The organism is Chitinophaga sp. 22308 (assembly GCF_052045305.1).
Taxonomy (GTDB): Bacteria; Bacteroidota; Bacteroidia; order Chitinophagales; family Chitinophagaceae; genus Chitinophaga; species Chitinophaga varians_A.
In genome coordinates this window covers 62501-81308 of the sequence record NZ_JBQEOP010000003.1, presented here as the reverse complement: position 1 = coordinate 81308, position 18808 = coordinate 62501, and the positions used below count along the sequence as shown (strand labels likewise).

At 49.3% G+C, this 18808-nt stretch carries 14 protein-coding genes (1 of these 14 only partly in view); 8 read left to right on the top strand and 6 right to left on the bottom strand.

Features of this window, described 5'->3' with window-relative positions:
- Positions 1-19: 19 nt before the first annotated feature.
- Together ACTJJS_RS12015 and ACTJJS_RS12010 are read left to right on the top strand one after the other, a co-directional pair.
- A complete protein-coding gene (locus tag ACTJJS_RS12015; RefSeq protein ID WP_343744826.1) occupies positions 20-871 on the top strand; it encodes a hypothetical protein in 852 nt (283 codons plus the stop codon).
- Positions 868-4515: a BamA/TamA family outer membrane protein gene (locus ACTJJS_RS12010; protein WP_440663856.1), complete on the top strand. Its 3648-nt coding sequence runs from the start codon at positions 868-870 to the stop codon at positions 4513-4515. Before ACTJJS_RS12015 ends, ACTJJS_RS12010 begins: the two co-directional genes overlap by 4 nt.
- 53 nt (positions 4516-4568) lie before the next feature.
- Here the strand turns inward: ACTJJS_RS12010 and ACTJJS_RS12005 are convergent, their stop codons facing one another.
- From ACTJJS_RS12005 to ACTJJS_RS11985, 5 genes are all read right to left on the bottom strand, one after another.
- Complete coding sequence (locus ACTJJS_RS12005) at positions 4569-6914, bottom strand: hypothetical protein (protein ID WP_168871411.1); 2346 nt, start codon at positions 6912-6914, stop codon at positions 4569-4571.
- A gap of 228 nt (positions 6915-7142) precedes the next feature.
- Complete coding sequence (lysA, locus tag ACTJJS_RS12000; RefSeq protein WP_168871412.1) at positions 7143-8366, bottom strand: diaminopimelate decarboxylase; 1224 nt, start codon at positions 8364-8366, stop codon at positions 7143-7145.
- Between the two features lie 77 nt (positions 8367-8443).
- Complete coding sequence (locus ACTJJS_RS11995; RefSeq protein ID WP_440663855.1) at positions 8444-8845, bottom strand: RNA-binding S4 domain-containing protein; 402 nt, start codon at positions 8843-8845, stop codon at positions 8444-8446.
- A gap of 94 nt (positions 8846-8939) precedes the next feature.
- A complete protein-coding gene (locus ACTJJS_RS11990) occupies positions 8940-10310 on the bottom strand; it encodes a dipeptidase (protein ID WP_343744828.1) in 1371 nt (456 codons plus the stop codon).
- 129 nt (positions 10311-10439) lie between these two features.
- Positions 10440-10904 (bottom strand): response regulator, encoded by a 465-nt coding sequence (locus ACTJJS_RS11985; protein ID WP_168871415.1) that lies wholly within the window; start codon positions 10902-10904, stop codon positions 10440-10442.
- Positions 10905-11293: 389 nt separating this feature from the next.
- On the opposite strand from ACTJJS_RS11985, the gene ACTJJS_RS11980 reads away from it, so the two are divergent.
- The 4 genes from ACTJJS_RS11980 to ACTJJS_RS11965 all read left to right on the top strand — a co-directional run bounded on the left by ACTJJS_RS11980 (position 11294) and on the right by ACTJJS_RS11965 (position 14167).
- The gene (locus tag ACTJJS_RS11980; RefSeq protein WP_440663854.1) at positions 11294-11872 is read left to right on the top strand and encodes a LemA family protein; all 579 of its coding nucleotides are present in this window, start codon (positions 11294-11296) and stop codon (positions 11870-11872) included.
- Positions 11873-11958: 86 nt separating this feature from the next.
- Positions 11959-12417, top strand: a complete 459-nt coding sequence (locus ACTJJS_RS11975) for a TPM domain-containing protein (RefSeq protein ID WP_440663852.1) — start codon at positions 11959-11961, stop codon at positions 12415-12417.
- Positions 12418-12454: 37 nt separating this feature from the next.
- On the top strand, positions 12455-13225 hold the full coding sequence (locus tag ACTJJS_RS11970; protein WP_343744829.1) for a TPM domain-containing protein: 771 nt from the start codon (positions 12455-12457) through the stop codon (positions 13223-13225).
- A 27-nt stretch (positions 13226-13252) separates the two neighbouring features.
- Positions 13253-14167 carry a hypothetical protein gene (locus ACTJJS_RS11965; protein WP_440663851.1) on the top strand — a complete coding sequence of 305 codons (915 nt, stop codon included), beginning with the start codon at positions 13253-13255 and terminating at the stop codon, positions 14165-14167.
- A gap of 57 nt (positions 14168-14224) precedes the next feature.
- Here the strand turns inward: ACTJJS_RS11965 and ACTJJS_RS11960 are convergent, their stop codons facing one another.
- Positions 14225-16768 (bottom strand): M1 family aminopeptidase, encoded by a 2544-nt coding sequence (locus ACTJJS_RS11960; protein WP_440663850.1) that lies wholly within the window; start codon positions 16766-16768, stop codon positions 14225-14227.
- A gap of 135 nt (positions 16769-16903) precedes the next feature.
- Here ACTJJS_RS11960 and ACTJJS_RS11955 point away from each other — a divergent pair, with 135 nt between their 5' ends.
- Together ACTJJS_RS11955 and ACTJJS_RS11950 are read left to right on the top strand one after the other, a co-directional pair.
- Positions 16904-17401, top strand: coding sequence for a biotin/lipoyl-containing protein (locus ACTJJS_RS11955; protein WP_168871421.1), 498 nt, complete (start codon positions 16904-16906; stop codon positions 17399-17401).
- Positions 17402-17479: 78 nt separating this feature from the next.
- A protein-coding gene (locus ACTJJS_RS11950; RefSeq protein ID WP_440663849.1) for a DUF4476 domain-containing protein crosses the window boundary here: on the top strand, positions 17480-18808 show its 5' portion. Its footprint extends 93 nt past the window's final position; only the first 1329 of its 1422 coding nucleotides appear in the window; its start codon is at positions 17480-17482; its stop codon lies beyond the right edge, outside the window.

The following is an 18808-nucleotide window of genomic DNA, read 5'->3' as shown; positions in this document are numbered from 1 at the left end:
TATGCTACAAAGCCGATGTATGAACAGAACAACCCTGTTGCTAATCATGTTGATGTTCCTTTCCTGTAATAACCTTAGTGACCAGGAACAGAAAGTATTCGCCTCCCCGGCAGGCTACGACCTCAAAGCGCCGGTACGCTACAGGGTCAGGGAATCGATGCAGGAGATCTCCGGTATCGAAGCTTTCCCGGACGAAACCAATATGATCGCGATCAACGATGAAGAAGGCCGGGTGTATCAGATCAACGTCCATACCACCAAGGCCTATCCTTCCTGGAAATTCGCCAAACACGGGGATTATGAAGATATCTGCCGTACAGACAGCGGATGGTTTGTGCTCAAAAGCAACGGCTCCCTATATGAAGTACACGGGCTTTTCTCTGACAGCGCTTCCAGCACCCACCACAAATTTCCCAAAGAAGGAAAACGGGAATTTGAAACCACTTATTTCGACAGCGCCCGCAACGCGATCGTACTGGTCACCAAAAACGCGCCTGATGATAAAAAAGAAGGCATGACCAGCGCCTACCGCTTTGATCTCGCTACCCGTACGTTTGATACGGTGCCTATCTACCGGCTGGACAATGCGGAGATAGCCAAGCTGGCCGGTACAGACATGCGTTTCTTCAAACCATCTGCCGCAGCCATCCATCCGATCGAAAAAAGACTGTATATCGTGGCGTCGGTCAACGGACTGCTGGTGATCACCGACCTGCAGGGGCATGTCCAGGAAGCCTATAATCTTAAACACCGGCTTTTCCTGCAACCGGAAGGCCTTACCTTTGCGGCTAACGGCGATCTGTATATCTCCAATGAAGGCGGTTATGACGGCACAGCCAATATTCTAAAATTCACTTACCAGCGCAAATGATCAATAGAGCCATTATCCTCGTCACACTAGCTTTTCTGACCTGCGGCCGCATGTTTGCGCAATCCCCCGCCGTCGTTAAAAGAATTATCCTCATCGGCGACGCCGGCGAACTGCATGAAAACGGACATAACCCGGTGGTAGATGCGGTGAGACAGAAATACGACCTGCAGCAGGATATCAACACGGTCCTGTTCCTCGGCGATAACGTATACCCGCGTGGGTTACCTGACCAGTCCAGTAAATCCTACCCGGTGGCCAAAGAGATATTGGACTACCAGGCAGGACTGGTAAAAGGCACCCGCGCCAAAGGCATTTTTATTCCCGGTAACCACGACTGGGACAAGAGTAAACCCGATGGATGGCAGGTAATCCGCAACCAGCAACAATATATCGATTCCCTGCACCTGGAGAACGTGGACTTCCTGCCTAAAGACGGCTGCCCCGGTCCCATAGAGGTGAAGCTGGCAGATAATATTACGCTCATTATCATGGACAGCGAATGGTGGGTGTTCCCTTATCAGAAGCCGGGAACGGAATCATCCTGCGACTGTAAGGACAAGGAAGAAATAGTAGGCCGGCTGGCAGACATTGTTGCCAATAACCGGAACAAGCTGCTCATTTTCGCCACACACCACCCGTTCCGCAGCTATGGCCCTCATGGAGGATATTATACCATCAAACAACATATTTTCCCCCTTACAGATCTGAAACCATGGCTGTATGTGCCCCTGCCGGTAATAGGCTCGATCTATCCGCTGGCACGTGGTGTGTTCGGTACACCGGAAGATATCCCTAATCCTAAGTATCAGAATATGATCAAAGGAGTGGAAGAGGCCTTTAAGCCACACGGCCCGGTAGTCTTTGTTTCCGGACATGACCATACGTTACAGCTGATAAAGGACAAGTCCAACACCTATATCGTGAGCGGCAGCGGCGCTAAAAACAACCGGGTAAAGAAAGGAGGTAAATCGTTGTATGCCACTTCAGAGAATGGTTTCAGCGCCTTGGAAGTGATGTCCGACGGTACCGTTAGAGCGCAGTACTTCCTTGCGAAAGACTTGACAGCCCCTGCTTTCAGCGATACAGTATTGCGGATCCAGGATATCCGCAGCCAGGGATTGCAGTTCCGCGAGCCTTCCAATCTGCCTGCATATGTAAAAGTCGCTGCCGATACACAGTACGCACGTGTGAATAAATTTCATCGCTTCCTGTTAGGCAACAATTACCGGGAGGTATGGAACACGCCGATGAACTTCCCGGTGATAGACCTGCAAAAAGAAGGATATACCATTTTACAGCGCGGCGGTGGAAAACAAACCCACTCGCTCCGGCTGGCAGACAGCTCCGGCACAGAATACGCCATGCGCTCCCTGAAGAAATTCCCGCTGGCCGCCATCCCGGAGATGCTGCGCGAAACCATCGCCCGTGAAGTGGTGCAGGACCAGATATCAGCTTCCAATCCATACGCCCCGCTGGCTGTCAGCGTACTGGCGGAAGCCGCCGGCGTACCGCATACCCATCCTTCTTTTGTGTACCTGCCGCTGGACACCACGCTCGGCACCTACGCCAATGTATTTGGTAACGAAGTGTTTCTGCTGGAAGAAAGAGAACCGGTGACCGGCGATAAAGACAAAACCTATAGTACGCCTAAAGTACTCGATAAGATACTGGGCGATAACGATATTCATGTGGACCAGAAAGCCGTGCTCCGCGCACGTATCTTCGATACCTACATCATGGATTTTGACCGCCATGATGACCAGTGGCGCTGGTACCGAGAAAAACACAAAGGTCAGGAATACTACTACCCGGTGCCACGTGACCGTGACCAGGCTTTCTTCGTAAATGAAGGACTGTTGCCCCGTTTGATATGTAAGCCATGGATTCTTCCCGGTATCCAGGGCTTCCGCGACCGTATCCCGGATGTGAACGGCTTCCAGTTCAGCGCCCGCTATTTTGACCGCTCCTTTATGAATGAGCTGGAGAGAAAAGACTGGGAAAAACAAACGGATAAATTCCTCCGTAAAATGACGGACAGCGTGATACAAGCCGCCGTCAATGCCTTCCCGGAGACTATCCGCAAGCAGGTGGCGCCTATGATGGTACACCGGCTTTCCGTTCGCCGTGATATCCTCAAAGACAACATGCTCAAATACTACCGCTTCCTGGCCAAAGGGGTAGACGTGCCCGCTACTCAAAAGAATGAACTGATACAGGTGGAAAAACTGGAGGGAGGCGCGGTGTCCCTGAACATGTTCAAGATCAGCAAGAAGGGCGAAGTGGAGCAGAACATCTATTCCCGCACTTTCGATCCCAAAGAAACAAAAGAGGTAAATGTATATGGGCTGGGCGGGCACGACCGCTTCGAGATCAAGGGCAATCACGGCACGCCTATACGGATACGCCTGATCGGTGGTAAGGATGCAGATACCTATGTGGACAGTTCCACTTCCGGCGGCGGAAAACGGATACGGATATACGACCAGCGTACGGGCAAAGACACATTCATGTTGGATGGCCATACGCAACGCCGCCTGTCTGACAACCCGGAGAACATAAGTTACAACCGCAATGCCTTTAAGTATAACAAGACCTTCCCTATGCTGGCCGCCGGTTACAACCGTGACGACGGTGTTCAGCTGGGCCTGGCTTTGCAAATGATCCGGCATTCCTTCCGTAAAGAGCCTTATGCGGCCAAACATATCTTTACAGCTACCCATTCGCTGGCCACCAGGGCATGGAACTTTAAATACGATGGCGAGTTCACCGACGTAGTTGGCAAATCAGATCTCTTGCTGGCGGCAAGCGCCAAAGCGCCGAACAATACCATCAACTTCTTCGGCCTGGGCAATGAAACAGTTTTTGATAAGAGTGGCGGCAAGCGCATTACCTATTATCGCGCCCGGTTTAACCTGTATTCGCTGGAAGCATTGCTCCGCACAAGCCTGAGCAATCACTTCAGTATCTCATACGGGCCCACTCTCAACAACTATGCGTTTGATAAAGATGAAAACGATAATCGTTTCATCACCAATTTCAGTAAAAATGGATTGGACTCTGCCAGCGTATACAGCGATAAATCTTATGCGGGGCTGAAGCTGGTGGCCCAGGTAGATACCCGCAATAACAAGCTGATACCAACGAGGGGCATCTTATGGACCACCTCCTGGACCGGCAGCAAGGGCCTCAATGGCGATAGCCGCAACTATACCCGCCTGCAATCTGACCTGAGCCTGTATATGAGCTTCCGGGTACCGGCCAATTTCGTGATCGTCAGCCGTTTTGGCGGCAGTAAAATCTGGGGCGATTATGAGTTTTTCCAGGCGGCAACCATCGGTGGTACACAGAACCTGCGCGGCTTCCGCAACTATCGTTTTGCAGGTGGTGCGTCCGCCTATAACAATACAGAGGTCAGGGTGAAATTATTTGACCTGAAGACCTATGTGTTGCCGGCCACGGTAGGGCTGTTGGCCTTTAATGATGTGGGCCGTGTATGGAAGGACAATGAACATTCCCACGTATGGCACGATGGATATGGCGGCGGGGTATACCTGGCGCCGGTGAATGCACTGATCGTCACAGCTGTGGTGGGGCATTCGAGCGAGGAAACGATACCATACATTACATTAGGATTTAAATTCTGACGCATAAAAAAAGACCGGAGCGAAAGCCCCGGTCTTTTTTTATATCGATATCATCAGATGCCTGATTCCGGTAAATCCGGGTCCATATTCACTCTCACACGCAATGCTTTGAGACCGCTGACACCCTGCAGCTCTTCAAGGTCCAGCATTTCGATATCAGGCAGCAGGATGTTTTTTGCCTGGAGGAAAGAGATATATTTCCTGAACTCTTCCATTTCCCGTACATAGGAATACACCATGGCGATAGTACCCGGTTGGGTAAGACGTTCGCCTGTATCTTTCACATGTACTTTATCGATTCTTTTTTTGATGATCTCATAGCGGATGTTATAGGCGCCTTCCACGTCGAAGCGGCGTTCGTCGCTGCGGAAACTGATGGTAATGGGCGCGCTGTGCATGAGGATCATCTGCGTGGTCTGCAACGGTATTTTCAGCTGTGGCGATATTTTATTGGTCAGCCTGGCAATACGGGCCATGGATGAAAGCTGCCACAGGCGCAGGTTACGCAGGTACAGATGATCAAATTTCTTTTCCTGCGCAATGGACTGTCCGATGTAGATCGTGTATTCGATACCGTCAGTGCGGTACTTTTCAAAGTAGCAGGGGAAAGACTGCTGGATATACAGCCGTTCTTTTTCCAGGTACTGGCTGATAGCCCTGTTGATGACAGACAGGCTTTCTTCGTATTCGCGCCGGTGGCGGAATACGTGGCCCTGTTCCTTGTCGATCTTATTGAAGTAGTTGTTCAGTACTGGTTGCAGGGTTTCGCTGCCTTCGCACAGGTGTTCAAGTATCGGCTGGATTTCCTGTTCCATGAATTCGTTCACCTTCAGGTCTTCGCCGGCGGTCAGGTTATCGCTGAGGCCCTGCATCAGGTCTTCGGTCTTAAACATCAGTTCTTCCAGCAGGGGCAGGTGTACTTCCTGCGCTATCTGTTGCAGGGTGTATTTAATCAGTTCCAGCTGTTCCTGCAGGTCTTCCCGCAGGGCGTTGCCCTGTTGCACGGACGAGTTGCGGATATCGATGGCGCCATACAGCGGGTATACTTCTTCAAAAGAGATGTTCTCAATGTCCTTGCGTTCTTCCGGAGGTGTCAGGAGGTAGTTCCAGGCAGCTTCAGTGAATTTCCATTCCACGGAAGGTTGCAGGGCGGTGAACTGGTCTTTCAGTACTTCGTTGAGGCGGTTGTCGAGGATGCTCATGCTCCGGCTGAGCATCATGACAATCAGCGGGTAGGTGCTTTCCAGCTTCCACAGCGGTTCGGCAGATAATGCGCCGGGCGTGGAAGATGCCAGTTCCAGTACACCCAGTATTTCTTTTTTATGGGTGATGGGGAAGAGGATGAAGCTCTGGATATTTTTTATAGGCAGATATTTCAGGAACGGATACTGCGTAAGGCTGGTTTCATTTACCGTGGGCAGTATCAGCGGCGTTGGCTGTTTGGCCGCATGCTCCAGCAGCAACTGGAAGAAATGCTGCTGTTGTTTTTTGTTGCCGACACCGAGAATAGGATCGGCGTTGGAAAACTGTTCTTCCAGCACGTTCTTGCCGTTTACTTTCGGGAACGGCACAATATGGGCGGTGATCCCTCTGCCGCCCATGATGGTGGGGATCATTTTTTCCAGCGTACGATAGCTTTCCACTTCGTTGCTGGCTTTCATGTTCATCACCAGCCCTTTGATATTGTTCAGAATTTCGGTCTGGGTCACGTCTTCCACGGTCCAGATCACGAACCCTTCGAGGGCGAAATTATCCGGGGGGATAATATCTTTCAGTACGTCGGGACAGGTCTGATAGGTGCAATAGTTGTTATAGTCCAGTGGCGGCGGGGTATCGCCTTTCACCTTTACATCCACAAATCGCGGGTCTATATTGACTTTCACATATTTTTTGGTGCCATCAGGAAGTTCCATATGATGGATGATCTCATTCTGATAGTTGACAGGGTAGTGATATACCCTCTCCAGAATGAGCTTGTACAGCCAGGTCAGCTTGTCTTTTTTGACTTTGCTGACCGACATGCCCTGTGGTACTGCCACCAGTCCGTTGTCGGTAAACATTTTACGGAACAGGTCGGAGTAATAAAAGATGGCGAATTTAAACGGTACGCCGATGCCGTAGATATCACGGTTGGTATCAGTAGTGACAGGGAATATGGCCGCTGTCAACAGGTCGAGGTATTCTTTATATTCCGCAAGGTCGGTTGATGGGGGAATGGGTTGGAGGATTTCAGGATGGCCTTCAAATTTCCGTATGATCATTCGATAAAACGCGGAGCGTGGATCGTCGTCATTCGCTGCTTTTTCCTTCAGGAAGCGGACGAAGGGGACGAAAGATATATTAGAATCAATTACCTGTTCATCATGTATTACACTGGAGTCTGCAGTTAAAATCTTCATATAAACGGTATAAAATTATCACCAAAGGCTGTTCATTTGTGCGCCAGCAAAAAAAAATTCTATTACAAGTAACAGTTAAAAACAGTGCAGGAGTAACAAGGGGAGATAGTATGCAGACGTAAAGGTAGGGCCAATATTTTAAATTTGATTATTTTGATATTTGGCTATTTTATCGCTGTTGATATACAGCTTTTTATAAATAGCCAAATATCAAAATAATCAAAATGACTATACAAGTTCGATCTGGTTTTTCAGCAGGTCTTCGATGGTATCGCGTTTACGGATCAGGAAGGGCTTGCCGTCTTTCACCAGCACTTCCGCAGGTTTCAGGCGGGAGTTGAAGTTGGAAGACATTTCAAAGCCATAGGCGCCGGCGTTATAGAACACCAGGTAGTCGCCTTCGCGGACTTCATTGATTTTGCGGTCCCATCCGAAGGTGTCTGTTTCACAAATATTACCCACTACGGTGTAGATACGTTCAGTGCCTTTCGGGTTGGATATATTGCGGATCAGGTGGAATGCGTCGTAGAACATGGGCCTGATCAGGTGGTTAAAGCCGGAGTTAACGCCTACGAATACGTTGGCGGTAGTTTGTTTGATCACATTGGCTTTTACCACGAAGTAACCGGACTGGCTTACCAGGTATTTTCCTGGTTCGAACCAGAGCTGGAGTGGTTTTTCGTAGTTTTTGGCGAAGTTGTTGAAAGCGTCGCTCAGTTTTTTACCCAGCAGGTCGATATCTGTTTCGGGGTCGCCTTGCTGGTAGGCTACTTTAAACCCGCTGCCCAGGTCGATGGATTCGAGGTCCGGGAAGTGCTGGGTCATCTCAAACATGATTTCCACGCCGCGGAGGAATACGTCCACGTCTTTGATTTCGGAGCCGGTATGCATGTGCAGGCCGGTCACTTTCAGTTTGGTGGATTTCACGATCCTTTCGATGTGGCGCATCTGGTGGATGGAGATACCGAATTTGCTGTCGATATGCCCGGTGGAGATTTTAAAGTTGCCGCCCGCCATGATATGGGGGTTGAGCCGGATGCAGATGGGATAGCTGCCTCCGAACTTGTTGCCAAATTGTTCCAGTATGGAGAGGTTATCGATATTGATAATCACGCCCAGGTCTTTGGCCGCAATGATTTCCTGCAGGTCAACGCAGTTGGGGGTAAAGATGATATTTTTAGGATCAAAGCCGGCTTTGAGGCCCAGCTGTACTTCCTGTATGGATACCGTGTCCAGTCCGCAACCAAGGGAATTGATGTACTTCAGGATGTTGATATTGGTCAATGCCTTACAGGCGTAGAAAAAGCGGGTGTTGGCCTTATGAAAGGCTTTCTGGAGCTTTTCATACTGGGTTTTGATCTTTTCTGCGTGGTATATGTATACCGGGGTACCAAATTCTTCTGCTATTTTCACCAGAAAGTCGGTAGCAAGAACGTCGCTTTGTTTAGGCATTGATTTACTCCTTGATTTAAGAATGAGGAGGCAAAATTACTACGCAAAACTGAGAAATTATATAGAAAAGGATGAAATCAGTCATCCGCGCCTTCCCCTTCCATAAATCCTTCGATGCTTCTCCGGTCTTTTTTGGTAGGGCGTCCTATTTTGCTTTGTCTTTTGCCGGTATGGAATACAGCGGCTATGGCTTTGGGAGCGGTTTTGTCCTCTTCCGGGGTGTTGTCCACATAGTATTTGACGGCTTCACTGTAAGCTACGCGGTTGGCCAGGAGGCCGGTTACCTGTATGAGCCATTTACGGCCTTCTGTTTTGATTTCAAAGTTATCGCCGATGGACACGGGTTTGGCGGCTTTCACATTATTGCCGTTCAGTTTCACTTTCCCGCCGTCGCAGGCTTCTGCGGCCTGGCTACGGGTCTTGAACACACGGATGGACCAGAGATATTTGTCTACCCGCAATTTTTCGGTATTACTCATATCATATGTGTTTATTTTTTCATTTTGATATTTTTTCATTTTGAAACAGCCAGTCTGCCTTCAAAATGAAAAAATATCAAAACGAAAAAATGAATTATTTGCTCATCTCGGCAAAATACTGATGGAAATACGGAATGGTCTCAATGCCTTTATAGTAATTGGCCACGCCATATTTCTCATTGGGGGAGTGGAGATTGTCGCTGTCCAGTCCAAATCCCATGAGAACAGTTTTAAGTCCGAGGGTTTTTTCGAAGAGCGCTACGATCGGGATACTGCCACCGCCGCGAACGGGAATGGGGTCTTTGCCGAAAGTGGCGGATATTGCTTTGTGGGCCGCTTTGTAGGCCACAGAGTCTGTCGGTGTTACGTAAGGGCTGCCACCATGATGTTTGTTCACTTTTACGGTCACGCTCTTCGGAGCGATAGCTTCAAAGTGTTTGGCAAACAGGTCGGAGATCTCGTGCCAGTCCTGATTAGGAACAAGGCGCATAGAGATTTTCGCGAATGCTTTGGATGGCAGTACGGTTTTAGAGCCTTCGCCGGTGTAACCGCCCCAGATGCCGTTTACCTCCAGGGTAGGACGGATACCGGTACGTTCGATGGTGCTGTAGCCTTTTTCGCCCCATACATCGTTGATCCCCAGGTCCTTTTTGTATTCTTCTTCGTCAAAGGGGGCGGCATTGAGGGCAGCTCTTTCTTCGGCGGTCAGTTCCTGTACCTTGTCGTAGAAGCCGGGGATGGTAATGTGGTTGTTTTCGTCGTGCAGGGAAGCGATCATTTTAGCGAGGATGGTGGCCGGATTGGCTACGGCACCGCCATAAACGCCACTGTGCAGGTCGCGGTTAGGACCGGTCACTTCCACTTCCATGTAGGCGAGGCCACGCAGGCCGGTGTCGATAGACGGTGTTTCGAGGCTGATCATAGAGGTATCAGAGATCAGTACCACGTCCGCCTTCAGTTTTTCCTTGTTTTGCTCCAGGAAGATGCCCAGGTTGGCAGAACCCACTTCTTCTTCCCCTTCGATCATAAATTTGATATTGCAGGGGATGGTGTTGGTTTTGTGCATGGTTTCAAAGGCTTTTACATGCATGTAAAACTGTCCTTTGTCGTCTGCACTGCCACGGGCATATATGTTACCGTCTTTGATAACAGGTTCAAACGGGCCGCTGTGCCACAGTTCCAGCGGATCTGCGGGCTGTACGTCGTAGTGGCCATAAACCAGTACGGTAGGCAAAGAAGGATCGATGATCTTTTCTCCGTAAACGATGGGATGTCCTGCGGTGGGGCATACTTCTACATTATCCGCGCCAGCTTCCTGCAGGCGGTGCTTCACGGCTTCTGCACATTTTTGTACGTCGCCGTTAAAGCGGGAGTCAGCACTCACAGAGGGAATGCGCAGCAATTCCAGCAATTCTTCCAGGAAACGTTCCTGGTGTTGGGCCTGGTAATCTTTCCAAACTTGCATATTCAGAAAATTAAGTTCACAATGGGGTGCAAGTTAACGGAAAAACAACATTCGGGAATTTGGGATTTGCAGATTCGTTCAGGAGCAGGGGTAAATATTCAAATAATAAAAGATCTAAATGTCTAAATGCTACGAGATCAGTTTTTGGCGTACGAGGAACTCCAGTTTTTCATTGACATCCAGCAGTTTGGCGGTCAATTCCTTGTTTTCCTTGCGCAGGGAGTAAACTTCAAAAGCCTTTTCAATATTATGCTTCAGTTCTTCCTCGTTCCAGGGTTTGGAGAAGTATTTATAGACCTGGCCTTTGTTAATGGCGTCCACCACGGCGTTGATATCGGCGTAGCCTGTCAGCAGCATACGGATCGGCTCAGGGTATTTTTCCAGTATAGACTCAAAAAATTCGATCCCGGTCACCTTCGGCATACGCTGATCTGAAATAATGATATGAAATTCCTGTTCTTCCAGCAGTTTCACCGCTTCTTCGGCGGAGGTGGCGGTAGAAATGTTGTAAAGCCTCCTGAATGAAGCTTTAAAGGCATTCAGGTTGTGTATTTCATCATCAATATAGAGTATATGGATGTGTTGTGCACTCATTTAAGCAGACTTAGTTCCAAGTTAGTAATAATAAATGAGTTAGAAACAATGAAACCAGTTTTATCGATTTAGTATTAATCCTGCCCCATTCACTTTTGGCATTTATCGGCAGAAGGCTAACGATAAACGTTACTATAAAGGTACATATAAACATACTGTATTAGTGTGAATTTTTCAAGTATGGATGAACTTTTTTTAAAATTCATCGTTTCCCTAAGCAATAGCGATTTAGTGCATTACTTTCCATATTTTCGTGTGGGGATGAAAAATGCGCGTTTACCGTGTTTTTTATAGCATTCACCGTGAAAACAACTACTTACACCGACAGGCCGGGAAACAGGAACAGCTTTTGCTCCCCGGCATGCACAAAAACTTAAATTCTTATTCAGATGAAAAAAGGCATCATTGTAATCATTGTTCTCGTATTACTGGGTTTGTTAGGTTGCAACAAGTACAATGGATTGGTTAAACAGGACGAAGATGTGAAGAATAAATGGGGTGTAGTACAGAGTAGCTATCAACGCAGGGCAGACCTGATCCCCAACCTGGTAAGCACAGTGAAAGGCGCCGCCAACTTTGAAACCACAACGCTCACACAGGTGATACAAGCCCGCGCCAGCGCTACCCAGGTCAAAGTGGACGTAAATGATCTCAGCCCAGAAAAAATTCAGCAATATCAGGCTGCACAGGGCCAGTTAAGCCAGGCGCTCGGCCGTCTGCTGGCTGTTTCCGAAAGCTATCCTGAACTGAAAGCCAATCAGAACTTCATGAACCTGCAGGCACAGCTGGAAGGAACCGAAAACAGGATCAACGTGGCCCGTAACGATTTCAACGATGCCGTAAAAGGCTACAACAGCAGCGTACGTTCCTTCCCTGGCAACATCGTTGCTGGTCTCGGCGGTTTTAAACAGAAAGGCTACTTCGAAGCAGCTGCCGGCTCTGAGAAAGCGCCCGAGGTTAAATTTTAATATTTAGAAATTTTATCATTTGCTTATTTGGCCGGTTGCTGTAAACGCAACCGCCAAATAAGCAAATAACCAAATAACAAAATAGCATGCGTCTGTTCCCTTTCAGCAAAAAGAGAGAGATTTTTTCCGAAGCGGATAAAAACAAATTGGTGCAGGCTATCCGGGTAGCCGAACGGCTCACGTCCGGTGAGATCCGGTTATTCGTAGAAAACCATTGCAGTTATGTGGACCCCATGGACCGTGCCCGCCAGGCATTTGTGTCACTCGGCATGGAAAAAACAAAACAACGCAATGGCGTATTGGTATATGTGGCCCTGAAAGATCACCAGTTCGCCATCCTCGGCGACCAGGGCATCCATGATAAAGTAGGTAACGACTTCTGGCAAAAAGAGGCCACGCTCCTGAAAACACATTTTCAGCGCAACCATATCATCGAAGGAATCGAAGAATGTATCCGCGAAATCGGTGAATCCCTCCGTATACATTTCCCGCATGAGGCCGGCGATGCCAACGAGTTACCGGATGATATTGTTTTCAGTATCTGACGGCCACTATTTTAAACGACTTTTAGCATAGAAGAACATGAGGATATTACGCTGGTTTTTACCTGTATTATTGTTGTTGACGGGATTGCTGGTTAAAGCACAGAATATTCCGCCAAGGCCCAATCCTCCAACTTTAGTAAATGACTTTGCCGGCATCCTGCTGAAAGATGAGGATGAAAGGCTGGAACAAAAGCTGGTAGCCTACGACGACAGTACCTCCACGCAAATAGCGATCGTTACCCTTAAGTCAGTCGGTGACTATGACGTCAGTCAGGTGGCACTGAAAATTTTAAGGGACTGGGGAATTGGCAGAAAAGGAAAGAACAATGGTATCCTTATTCTTGTTTCCATGGAAGACAGGAAGATAAGGATCGAAACAGGTTATGGCATGGAAGGTGCTGTACCTGATGCGGTAGCCAATGAAATCATAGCACAGATCATTAAGCCCGCTTTCCGGGAAGGACAATACTATCAGGGCCTTGATAAAGCGGTTGATGCCATCATCAAGGCAGCAGCCGGCGAATACAAAGGAGATCCGCGACAAAGCAAACCGGGTATCAGCCCGGGTGCGATCTTCCTCCTCATCCTGGTAATTGTGATCATCATATCCATCATCAGCCGTGGCGGTGGTGGCGGTGGCGGCACCACTTACAACAGGCGCGGAGGCTGGATATGGCCGGTTATCGGCAGCATGGGCGGCTTCGGACGCGGTGGCGGAGGAGGCTGGTCCGGCGGCGGCGGTGGCGGCGGATTCGGAGGCTTTGGTGGCGGTTCCGGCGGCGGAGGAGGCGCCAGCGGCAGCTGGTAATACTGAAAACCTTTGAAAATTTGAGATATGTCATTCATGTATGTGTTAAACGGGGATGCTACACTGTCGCTGCTACGGCAAAGCAAACTGAAAGGCGGTGTGGTAGTGTGCAGGGAAATGATGAGCGAAGGCAAAGTAAAAGTCACCAAAGACGCTGATACGTTTTTTGAAAGCCGCGCCAAACACCTCGAATTTCATTACGGAATCGATAAACAAACTTATTTTACCAATGTAGTACATGAGCTGGAGAAATTAAAAAACTCCGGCTCATTTGATGAAATAGTCCTCTGGTTTGAAGCAGACCTCTTCTGTCAAATCAATCTCCTCTTCATTATCCATTACCTTAAAATCAATCTCGCTACGCTGCCGCCCATTAGCCTGGTAGACCTTCCCCATCACCGCGAAGCGACAGACTTTCCAAAGTTGATGGAAGAACGGGTACTGCTCCAACCGGCAGATATTCAGCACGCCCTCGACGCCTGGGACGCCTATTGCGACGATACCCCGCTGGCACTGGAAACGATCTCCCATATGCCGGCAGGCAACCTCAAACACCTGCCCGCAGCCATCCACGCACACCTGCAACGTTTCCCCAATCTGGAAAACGGGCTCAGTGCCATCGAAAAATTTTTCCTGCAGAAGCTCTCCATGGGCCGTTATCGGGGGTATGACCTCTACATCGCTTTCTGGGACGAGCTGTGGATATACGGCTTCGGTGATTTTCAGCTGGACCTGCTAGTGCAACGGATGCAACGCGCCGGCGTAATTGAGGAAGACGCCCAGATGATCGGTATCACCAGCCTGGGCCGCGAAGTACTGAACAATGAGGAAAATTATCTCGACTACGTTCCGCTGGAACACCGCTGGCTGGGCGGTGTAAGGATGGCCAAGTCATCCTGGTGGTGGGACCCCGCTAAACAACGGATTGTAAAGAAAGCATAAAAAACAAAGAGCGAAGACGATGGTCTTCGCTCTTTGTTTTTTATTAATCAGGTAATACTATTCTTTGATGGCTGTCCGGATAGCCTCAGACGCTTTACGCATATAGGCAGCCTGCTGTTGCAGCCCCTCGCGGTCCGCACCACTGACGGCGGTAGCGTCGCTGTCTTTCTTCCGGGAGATCTCCTGTAACCAGTTGCTGATGTAAGTGTTTACCTGGCTGTTGTTAAACTGCACGGTCATCGCCTTTACCTGGTCTACCCCACGCTGTACGGCAGTGGTATTGTTGATTTTGGAAAGGAAGCCCAGATAGTCGAATGCGGCATTCAGCTTGTCCTGGCCGGAAGTCTCGTCAAATTTGGTGGCCACGAAATTGATATCGTCGGGATTGCCCTGACGGGCATATACGCCGGCGATAGCGCTTACCAGTTTGCCTTTGGTGTCTTTTTCCAGCTGTTTGGCGATGCCATAGGCTTTGTTAAGGTCCAGTTCTGACAATGCTTCCAGCGCAGCGGCTTCCACGCCGTAAGATTTATCTTTGGTGGCGGCTTCAAACAACGCAGTGTATTGCGTGTCTTTCAGATCGCCCAGTTGCTTGATGGCAGCGGCTTTGGTCAGCGAGCTCGGATCTTGTTTGGCGATCTCCACTAATGCCGGCACTGCAACAGTTTTTACAGCCGGCAGTTTCAGGTTGAGAGAGGAAACGGCCAGGGTACGCAGACCGTGATATTTATCCTTCAACGCCTGCACCAGCAGCTTAACGGCTTCGGGGTTACGGCCCTGCTCTTCTGTGGCTGCCTCGATAGCCGCGCGGCGGTCCATATACTGTGGCGCGTGGGCATACTGGTAAACATAAGTGGAGAAATCACGGTGGTCATCTTTCTTGGAAAGAATCACTTTATCAGCATCTACATTCACCAGGTCGGGTTTGGTGGTGTAGGCAAAAGTGAAGGAATCCACGCGGTTGGCCGCTGTCACATTGTAGCGCTCTTTCTTGCCGCCGGCGTAGATATCAATAGCGATCGGCAGTTGCCATACCTTGGCTTCTTTCTGGATCTGCTGGATGATAACCGTGACGTTGTTATTGTTGTATTTGTAGCTGATATCCAGTTCAGGGAAACCCTGGCCGAAATACCATTGGTTGAAGAACCAGTTCATATCGCGGCCGGTCACCTCTTCAAAGGCGAGGCGCAGCTGATGGGCTTCGGTCGCCTTGAAGGCGTTGGTCTTCAGATACAGGTTCAGTGATTTAAAGAAGGCGGAATCACCGACGGCGTTGCGGAGCATGTGGAGGATACGGCCGCCTTTCTGATAGGTGATCTGGTCAAACATATCTTCCCTGTCGTGGTAATGGAAACGTACCAGGTCCTTATCACCTGAGTACTGTACCATGGAAAGGTAGGACATGGCGGCGTCGTAGCTGTGCTCGTCGGCGGCATCTTTACCGTATTTATGTTCGAGCCATAGGTATTCGCTGTAATCGGCGAAAGACTCGTTAACGGTCAGGTTGCTCCATGATTCAGCCGTGGCCAGGTCGCCAAACCAGTGATGGAACAGCTCATGCGCGATCACGCATTCATTGTAGTTGTTATTGTCGAGCAGTTCGCGGTCTGTTTTCTGAAGGAACTCCCCATGCAGGGTGGCGGTGGTGTTTTCCATCGCGCCGGACACATAATCGCGGCCGGTGATCTGGGAATATTTCACCCAAGGGTATTCATATCCCAGTATATTGGAATAAAAGGAGAGCATCTCCGGGGTATTGCCAAAGATGTTTTTCGCGTATTTTTCAAATGGTTTTTCCAGGTAATAGTTGACTTCCTTGCCTTTCCATTTGTCTTTTACAATGGCGTAGTCGCCCACGGCCATCATAAACAGATAGGGAGAATGGGGGAGGTCCATCTTCCAGGTGTCGGTACGGGTGCCGTCGGTGTTGGTTTTCTGGCTTACCAGTTTACCATTGGAGAGGGTCACATATTTCTGGGGAACGGTCATGCTGAGTTCCTGTGTGCACTTCTGGTTGGTTTTATCGATAGTAGGGAACCATACCGAAGAGCTCTCCGTTTCGCCCTGTGTCCATATCTGGGTGGGCTTGTTGGGCTCAGTGCCGTCCGGGTTAATGAAATACAGGCCTTTGGCATCAGTAATGGCGGCGCTGCCTTTTACTTTCAGCTCATTAGGCTTGCTGGTATAATTGATATAAACCACATACGATTCCGTGGCAGCATACTTTTTATCGAGTTTGATGTGCAGTTGCATGGTATCATAGCTGTAGTGAAGCGGCGTGTTTTTACCGGCTTTTACAACAGCCACTTCGTGGATGTCCATGCCTTTGGCATCGAGGGTGAGGGAGTCGGTTGCATAGAAATGGGGTTTCAGGGTAATCCAGGCTTTGCCATAGAGGTACCTTTTGGGGTAATCAAACCGTACGTCCAGTTTGGTATGTACCAGGTCATTGACCTTGGTGGCTGCCGCTCTGTAAATCTTCAGGGCCGGATCATCGGTGGCCGCTTTCCCGGATTGTGCCATCAGGGAAGTAGTAGCACCCAGGCCGGCCATCCCACCGATCAGCACACCCAGCAGGGACCGCTTCAAGTGTTGATTCATGTAAAAACTGTTTTGATTAAATATATCAGCTTCTGATTATATAAAGGGTCAAATTTAAACAAATGGCCTTATAACGAGCCAAGTGGTTAAAAATGCTATTTTTGTTAGACTAAGAGGCTAATAAATACAGCAATTATGATCAAAGCAACAGTTAACGGCAAGTCTGCGTTCAGCATCAATCAGGATGCTACCATTACCTGCAATGGCCAGGCGGTGGACTGGTCAGCGGTACAGGTACCTTCAGGTGATTACAGTATCATTATGGACGGCAACAGCTACCAGGCCCAGGTCCTGAAAGTAGACAGGGAAAGCAAAACCGTGACTTTGCAGATCAATCAACAGCAGTATGAGGTGGCCATTGAAGAACCGATAGACCAGCTACTGGCGTCCATGGGCATTAAAGACGCGCTGGCTAAAAAAGTGAATGATATCAAAGCGCCCATGCCGGGACTGGTACTGAAGGTGCTGGTTACGCCCGGACAGGTTATCCACAAAGGAGATCCGGTGCTGATCCTGGAAGCCATGAAAATGGAGAATGTATTCAAGGCCGCTTCGGATGCCGTAGTCAAGGAAATTAAAGTCGCAGAGCGCACCGCCGTTGAAAAAGGAGAGGTGCTGATCGTGCTGGAATAATATTTGCATAAGGACAGTTTTATACCAATTTTTAGTATGCTTCTTAAATACAGGACAGTATTATACTTACTGGCATGTTTGTTTTTTTGTGGCCGGGCATGGGCACAGAACCAGCAGCATTATGTATATATACAGAGTGAAAAAGGCCAACCTTTCTATGTAAAGGTTAATGGTCAGGTACTGAGCTCTACAGAAAGAGGATATATCATCCTTCCCAAACTGGAAAGCGGCACCGTACCAATGTCTATTGGATATGCCCAGAGCGAAGGCCCTGCACAGGAACAGAAGTTCTATGTACGGATCGCCAAAAATGACCAGGGCTTCCTGCTGAAGAAGGGCGCCTTATACAACCTGCAGACATTCCGGGAAATCAAAGCCGACAACGGCGATGGCAGCGCTGCTACGGCGGCGGCACAGGAACCTGTCCAGGAAGCAGTAGCAGCCAATAACACGGAAGATACTACCCGTAAAGAGATGATGGGCAATCTCCAGAAAGACCTGGAAGACACTTTTTCCCAGAAAGCGACGGTGACCGGCCCAGGCAAACCCTCAGCCTCCAAATCCAGTAATGCCTTTTCTTCCGCCCTTGATAAGGTGGTAGTATCCGGTGATGACCGGGAAGAGCCGGTGGCGGAAGTCGCTCCCGTCAAACCAACAGAAGGCGCCGCAGCGCCTGTAGAGGAGCAGCCTGTCGCCAAGAAGCCCCGTGGGAAGAAACATAAGGCAGAACGCGAACCGCTTACCGAAGAAGAGCAGGACATACTGAAATCTGTTATGGCAGATGAAAGCAAGGCGGCCGCCAGCGAAGCGGCTGTTGCGGACCAGCCTCAACAGGCTACGGAAGAACAGCCGGCTCCTAAAAAACAGAAAAAACACAAGAAAAGGGAAGGAGATCCTGATTTTATCGAATTCCAGGAAGACGGCAAGGCCAGTGCGCCTGTTGCTGCTGCTGCACCTGCTGCTGTTGCCGCGGAAACAGCAGCTCCGGCTGTTGACCTGCCTGCCACAGAAGAGGCACCGGTAAGAAAGAAGAAAAAGCGGAAACTGTTCGATGATACCGAACACCCAAACAATATCATCACGGATTCCAGTGGTTATGGCGTTGCAATGAGCACAGAAGCGTCTTCCAGGAAAAAGAAAAAGAATGAAGAGGCAGTAGCGGAAAACTCTGAAAAGAAAGATGCCGGTAGCCGTCTGATTAATAGCGATTGTGGTAATGTGATGGATGAAGCCACTTTCCGTAAGGTGTTGCGGAAGTTTGTGAGCGCCCGGTCTGATGAGAGCATGATCGATGTGTTCCGTAAGTCTACCCGTAATTACTGCCTTGAAACGGCGCAGGTGAAATCACTGGCGCTGCTGGTAAGCTCTGAAGAAGCCCGTTATCGCCTGCTGGACCTGGCCTACGCC

Bases quoted from the DNA above. Each gene is read 5' to 3' on its own strand.
- ACTJJS_RS11955 (WP_168871421.1), top strand. From the start codon at position 16,904: ATGATCAAAGCAACAGTTAACGGCAAGTCTGCGTTCAGCATCAATCAG.
- ACTJJS_RS11960 (WP_440663850.1), bottom strand. From the start codon at position 16,768: ATGAATCAACACTTGAAGCGGTCCCTGCTGGGTGTGCTGATCGGTGGG.
- lysA (WP_168871412.1), bottom strand. From the start codon at position 8,366: ATGCCTAAACAAAGCGACGTTCTTGCTACCGACTTTCTGGTGAAAATA.
- ACTJJS_RS11970 (WP_343744829.1), top strand. From the start codon at position 12,455: ATGAGGATATTACGCTGGTTTTTACCTGTATTATTGTTGTTGACGGGA.
- ACTJJS_RS11965 (WP_440663851.1), top strand. From the start codon at position 13,253: ATGTCATTCATGTATGTGTTAAACGGGGATGCTACACTGTCGCTGCTA.
- ACTJJS_RS11990 (WP_343744828.1), bottom strand. From the start codon at position 10,310: ATGCAAGTTTGGAAAGATTACCAGGCCCAACACCAGGAACGTTTCCTG.
- ACTJJS_RS11985 (WP_168871415.1), bottom strand. From the start codon at position 10,904: ATGAGTGCACAACACATCCATATACTCTATATTGATGATGAAATACAC.
- ACTJJS_RS12005 (WP_168871411.1), bottom strand. From the start codon at position 6,914: ATGAAGATTTTAACTGCAGACTCCAGTGTAATACATGATGAACAGGTA.
- ACTJJS_RS12010 (WP_440663856.1), top strand. From the start codon at position 868: ATGATCAATAGAGCCATTATCCTCGTCACACTAGCTTTTCTGACCTGC.
- ACTJJS_RS11975 (WP_440663852.1), top strand. From the start codon at position 11,959: ATGCGTCTGTTCCCTTTCAGCAAAAAGAGAGAGATTTTTTCCGAAGCG.
- ACTJJS_RS11995 (WP_440663855.1), bottom strand. From the start codon at position 8,845: ATGAGTAATACCGAAAAATTGCGGGTAGACAAATATCTCTGGTCCATC.
- ACTJJS_RS11980 (WP_440663854.1), top strand. From the start codon at position 11,294: ATGAAAAAAGGCATCATTGTAATCATTGTTCTCGTATTACTGGGTTTG.
- ACTJJS_RS12015 (WP_343744826.1), top strand. From the start codon at position 20: ATGAACAGAACAACCCTGTTGCTAATCATGTTGATGTTCCTTTCCTGT.